This window comes from Candidatus Zixiibacteriota bacterium (assembly GCA_021159005.1).
Taxonomy (GTDB): Bacteria; Zixibacteria; MSB-5A5; order UBA10806; family 4484-95; genus JAGGSN01.
This window is the reverse complement of record JAGGSN010000159.1, coordinates 1-5,751: the sequence shown is the minus strand read 5'-3', so window position 1 is coordinate 5,751 and position 5,751 is coordinate 1. Positions and strand designations below refer to the sequence as shown.

Genomic DNA, 5,751 nt, shown 5'->3' with positions numbered 1-5,751 from the left:
TGTCGGGTTTTTCATTCGTCCGCCTAAGGCGGACTCATTCAGAACCTGACCTACAATGATCTAATCTGATAACTGTAAATAGTTATAAGAAAATGAATGAATGAAAACAATTTCTGTAATTATATCCTGATTTTGGTGGCGATATAAATATTTTTTTAAATAAAATGATTTAAAGAGGACGTATGCAGGGTGCCCCACTCCCGCCCAAAGCGGGAGTGGGTTACTCCAAAAGATTAGTGAAGTCTGCCATAGATTGGTAGTGGTTATATTATTATTGGTTTTGTGGAAAACGAGATGTTCCGATATTCATATGATAGTTATGAATTGTGAAGTTTGGCAGCTTTTATGAACGTATCCCACCCCCGCTTAAGGCGGGGGATGGGGCACCCTGCGGACGCCCCTACGCGTTGATGTACATAATGTTAGGTTTATTGCTAAAAAATCAACCTGGAAAACCCCGACCTGCAAATTTAGAATAAATTTGAGAAACTTCTGTAATTAATCAAAATAAACTAATAGAACAAAATCACTGCTGCATTCGCGGGGAATGTTATCAAGCATAGCATATTACAAAAGGTCGGACAGCAGTGAAGCAATATTCATAATAATCTGAATTTTTAATTATTGAATCAATATAATAAATCCATATATTGCTTAGATTGTTATAACATGGAGAGAATGAAGTGAATGATTTAGATAAATCAATGCAAAACCTGAATAAATTTTGCGTTATAGATATCGGCAGCACAACAACTAAAGCAATCTTGTTTAAACATGATTCCGACTGGCAGTATTACCGTCAGGAAGCCCCCACCACAGTCGAAAAACCGTATGAGGATGTAACCTACGGAGTTATTCAAGCCTTGCGACAGCTTGAGAAATCTACCGGCGAAAGACTTGTGGAAAATGACAAGCCAGCCATTCCCTGTTTTTCCACATCCAGCGCCGGCGGCGGGCTGGCGGTTGTAGTTGCCGGTTTGGTAAAATCGGTAACCTCAACCAGCGCGGAAAGGGTTGCTCTTGGCGCCGGTTCGATAATCCTCGATATAATCGCTTTGGATGATGGCCGCACACCATACCGTAAAATCGATACGCTTAAAAAACTTCGACCTGATATGTTTCTGCTTGCCGGCGGTTTTGATGGCGGCGCGATTTTTGGTCCTGTATTTTTAGCAGAGCTTCTAAATCAATCCGGTTTAAAACCCAAACTAAGCGCTAAAATCAAATTGCCGGTTATTTATGCCGGTAATACTGATGCCCGTGGAGTTGTCGAGGAAACGCTGGGCGAACGTTTCATGTATTATGCAGTGCCAAATATCAGACCATCAAGCGATAAGGAAAATCTGGAACCCGCCAGAGAGGCGATTCATGATATTTTCATGGACCATGTTATGTCGCAAGCTCCCGGTTATGAAAAATATACTGACTGGATAAGCTCAAATATTTTGCCTACTCCAGCGGCATTCAGTAAGATTATGAGCATCATTTCAAAGGATTTACAGGCCAAAATTCTGGCAATAGATATCGGCGGAGCTACCACTGATGTGTTCACTGCTGACAACGGCAAGGTTTTCCGTACGGTTAGCGCCAACCTTGGCATGAGCTACAGCATCATGAATGTAGTTAAAACCGCCGGCCTTGATTCTATCAGCGAGCTTTTGGATTTCGATATCAGCGATGAGGAACTGCTCAATAGAATCGGCAATAAATTTCTAAAACCGACAGAACTTGCCAATACTATCGAGGACACTAAAATCGAGTGCGCAGTCGCCTCGGCGGCAATACGTGAGGCAGTGAAAGACCATTTCAAGGTTATGTATGGCGTAACATTAAGTCTTGGCAAAGAGGAGCTGACCTGGAATAAATTGAAACGTCAAACCAAGAAAAAGAAAACTTCAAAAGAATCAGATTATCTGGCAGATTATGATATAATAATAGGTTCAGGCGGCCGGTTGTCGCATTCGCCTCGCAATACAGCGGCTATGATACTTATAAACGCTCTTCAACCGAAGGGCTGTGTCGAACTTGCAGTCGATAGCATATTCATGTTTCCCCAACTGGGCGCATTATCTCAGGTTAATCCGGAATTAGCTTGCGAGTTGTTTTATAAGTTTGGTTTTGTAAGGCTGGGCAAGCTTATCGCCCCGGCCGGCAAAGCTAATCCGGGCACGGAGGTATTAGCTGTCGAGGGAAGCGCCTGCCTGCAGTCGGGCATAGCCGACAAGCAAAAATTATTTAAGGAGAGCTTCCGGTTTGGTGAATTTAAAATAGTTCCTATTGAGACTGAGAAGGAAATTGAAATCGGCATCAAAACTAAAAAGCTGAAACTTAAGAAAAAAAGCATATCAGTTAATAGTTCTGACAGTAAATTGATAATCGATACTCGGGGAAGACCGGCTCTTTCTAAATGCGGTTATTTTATACCCGATGATTTTAAGCCATATACAAGAGAGATAAAGCTTTCTTCCCAGGAACAAATATATCAAGGGGAAATTCGCATCAAACGCGAACTCGTTATTCCGGGAGAGGTGTTTGTTAGCGAAGGAGAAAATGTTGCATCAGAGAAGGTTATCGCTAAATGTACGAGAGCTTTCCTGCGTCCCTTCTTCCTTAATATCGCCGATGATCTTCATATAACAGGTGATGAGCTATCAAAAATATTTCACAAGAAAGTCGGCGATGAGGTCAAGGCGGGCGAGATACTGGCACGCAATGAAAAAAGCATATTCCATCAAAAATCATATCGTTCTACTGTTACGGGTATAATCGAGAAAATACTGCCTAATGGCGCTGTTGTTGTTCGTGAAAAAGAAGAACATTCCGGGCAATTATGTTCGGTAAAGGCTGCTAATGAACTTAATGTCGAACCGAAATTTATCAAGCCATATCTGAAATGCGAGGTAGGCCAGGAGGTCGAGAAAGGCCAGTGGCTGGCGGCTATACCCGGCGCAATTCCCAAAGCATGCAAATCGCCGATACGGGGCAAGGTTAAGGATATAAATCTTGAGTATGGAATAGTGATTATCGAATCATTGCTTGAGCAACTCGAATTAAACGCCTGGCTGCCGGGCAAAGTTGACAATGCTACGGATAAAGGCTGTGAGATAGTTAATCATGGTTCGATTATTACCGGCATTTGGGGAAGCGGCGGCGAAGTTTTCGGCAGATTGGCATTTGATGATATACAAGCTGATGACATCGCTGTTATGGACCATGTGAAAAGCGGTGATTTGGCTTCTCTGATGGATAAAAACATTACCGGTCTGATTGCCGGCGGCTTGAATCTTAAAGACTATTATGATCAAAAGCCTGAGTTCACAATCGTGATGATTGAGGGATTTGGCAAGAGCAAGCTAAGCCAGCGGGTTCGTGATTTACTGATTGCTCACAAAGGCAAGCTGGCGGTCATCGATGGGACTACTCAGTTAAGAGTAGGGGTTAAACGACCGCAGGTTATTTTGCCGGAGAGACTATCGCCAGAGTAGGGGCGTATTGCATACGCCCTCTTGTTGTCAAGCGGCGCTTGGTAATAAGGGTTAAAAAATAGGTCAAGCCCCTTAAAAGTGTCAGAATGTCGTTCCTTCCATCCTGACACATATGTAAGCATAGTTATTTTCGTCAACCCATTTACCACCCACTTGGATGGAATCATAATCTAAACCCTTATATTCTTTCATCCAGCCAATCCGGCAAAAGAGGACAGTGTGTTTTTTTAATTTTATCCATAAAAATATTTCCTTAACAATTTAAAATTAAAATATCCCTTGAAGTCAAATCTCATTTACTGAAAAATTAATCGTTCCTCACTTCTATTTATTGGTGTGGTTGTTGTGCGTCCTCACACCAAGGCACGTCTGTGCCAGGAGTTTTATAAGGTGCACTAGCAAATCTAATATCCCAATGCCGCGCCCTCGGAACGGCTGTCGGTGCCGCCGGTAATCAAGCCGGTCTCTTGGTCAATCCATATACATTGCGCGGATGACCAATATCCTGTTTGATAAACATTATGCCCTTTGGCTTTGAGATTTACCAAAACATCAGTTGGGATTCCCGGCTCGATAAATACCACATCCGGCTTCCACTGATGATGCACTCTTGGGAAATCAACCGCCGCCTGCACATCCATGCCAAACTCTATGATATTTAAAATAACCTGCGCAACCGTTGTGATAATTTTCGGTCCTCCCGGCGAACCAAAAATACCAGCCGGTTTGTTATTATATAAAACGATTGTCGGCGACATCGATGAAAGCGGACGCTTGCCGCCCTCGATAGCATTTGCCTCAGAGCCAACCAAACCATAGAAATTAGGCGTTCCCGGTTGAATCGAGAAATCATCCATGTGATTATTCAGCAGAAGACCCCAGCCGGGCATCACAACACCCGACCCGAACGATGTGTTTAAACTGGCGGTTACAGACACCATGTTGCCGTCAGCATCGATAATAGAATAATGCGTTGTCTGAGAGCTTTCAGTTGAGGGAAGCATTCCCGGCCCGCGAATAGTTGAGGCTTGATACGGCTTTATTGTTGACCTTAGTTCTGCAAGGTAGGTCGAATCAAGCAGGCCATCAACTGGCACATCTACAAAATCAGGGTCGCCGAGATAGTATGCTCTATCGGCGAAAGCACGTTTCATAGTCTCAGCCAGAAGGTGGATTGTTTCGGATGAACCCGGACCATGATAACGCATATGGAATGGCTCGAGCATTTTCAGAATCTGCACTACATGGATACCGCCGGAGGATGGCGGCGGCATGGAATAAATATCATAACCGCGAAAATTGCCGTGAATAGGCTGGCGTTTTACAGCCTTATATGACTTGAAATCTTCATTGGCTAAATAGCCGCCGTTTTTATCAATAAAATCAACCAACGATTCGGTAAAATCGCTGTTATAAAACCAGTCGGCTCCCTTTTTGGAAAATGCTTTCAGAAATTTAGCCAAGTCTTTCTGTATCAATCTATCACCAAAAGCATATGGCAGCGTGTCGTTTTTGGGGAAAAATATTTCCCGACTTGAAGGATACTGATAAAGACGGCTTTTAGAATAGAGCAGTTTTTCAGCATAAGTGCGCGATAAAATGATGCCCGTATCAGCTATGGCAATAGCCGGCTTAAGCAAATCTTTCAATGAGCGCTTAGCCCAGCGTTTATGAATCATCTCGAAAGCCGCCGGCAAGCCGGGCACAGCTGCCGCCGCAACACCCTCGGTAGATAGATCGGGGATAACAGTTGAATCATCAGGGTTGATATATAAATCTCGAAAAGCTTTAAGCGGGGCGCGTTCACGGCCATCGATGGCGGTTACTTCGCCGGTTTTAGCCCAGTAAATCAGGATAAAACAGCCGCCGCCCATGCCGAAATTATAGCCCTCGGTTGCATTCAAAGCGGCGCCGACTGCAATTGCCGCATCCACTGCATTACCGCCACCTTCGAGTACTTTTAATCCGACCGCCGCCGCCTGCGATTCGGAGGCAACTACCATACCGTTTCGCGCCGCCGCCGGTTTTGGCGAGGCTGAATTTATAGATTCAGCAATAGAAATAAGGTATAATATTGTTAATGTTATTAGCCAAAATCTTTTCATGTTTCCTCCCGAAAAATACTATGTTTGCAACCAATGGTATGTTACCATATTTCATATATTCACGCAAGCTAAGTCTTTTAGTGTCGAAACCTAAGGTGAAAACTAAAAACCAGTTAAACCGATTATAAGTGATGCAGTTTTAAACTATTATGATTTAACTT

Annotated in this window: 2 protein-coding genes; one reads left to right on the top strand and one right to left on the bottom strand. The window is 43.5% G+C overall.

Features of this window, described 5'->3' with window-relative positions:
• Window positions 1-683 precede the first annotated feature (683 nt).
• Entirely contained in the window at window positions 684-3,485 is a 2,802-nt protein-coding gene (locus J7K40_10370; GenBank protein ID MCD6162803.1) for a glutamate mutase L, read from the top strand.
• A 404-nt stretch (window positions 3,486-3,889) separates the two neighbouring features.
• Here the strand turns inward: J7K40_10370 and ggt are convergent, their stop codons facing one another.
• The gene (gene ggt / locus J7K40_10365; GenBank protein ID MCD6162802.1) at window positions 3,890-5,590 is read right to left on the bottom strand and encodes a gamma-glutamyltransferase; all 1,701 of its coding nucleotides are present in this window, start codon (window positions 5,588-5,590) and stop codon (window positions 3,890-3,892) included.
• Between the last annotated feature and the right edge of the window lie 161 nt (window positions 5,591-5,751).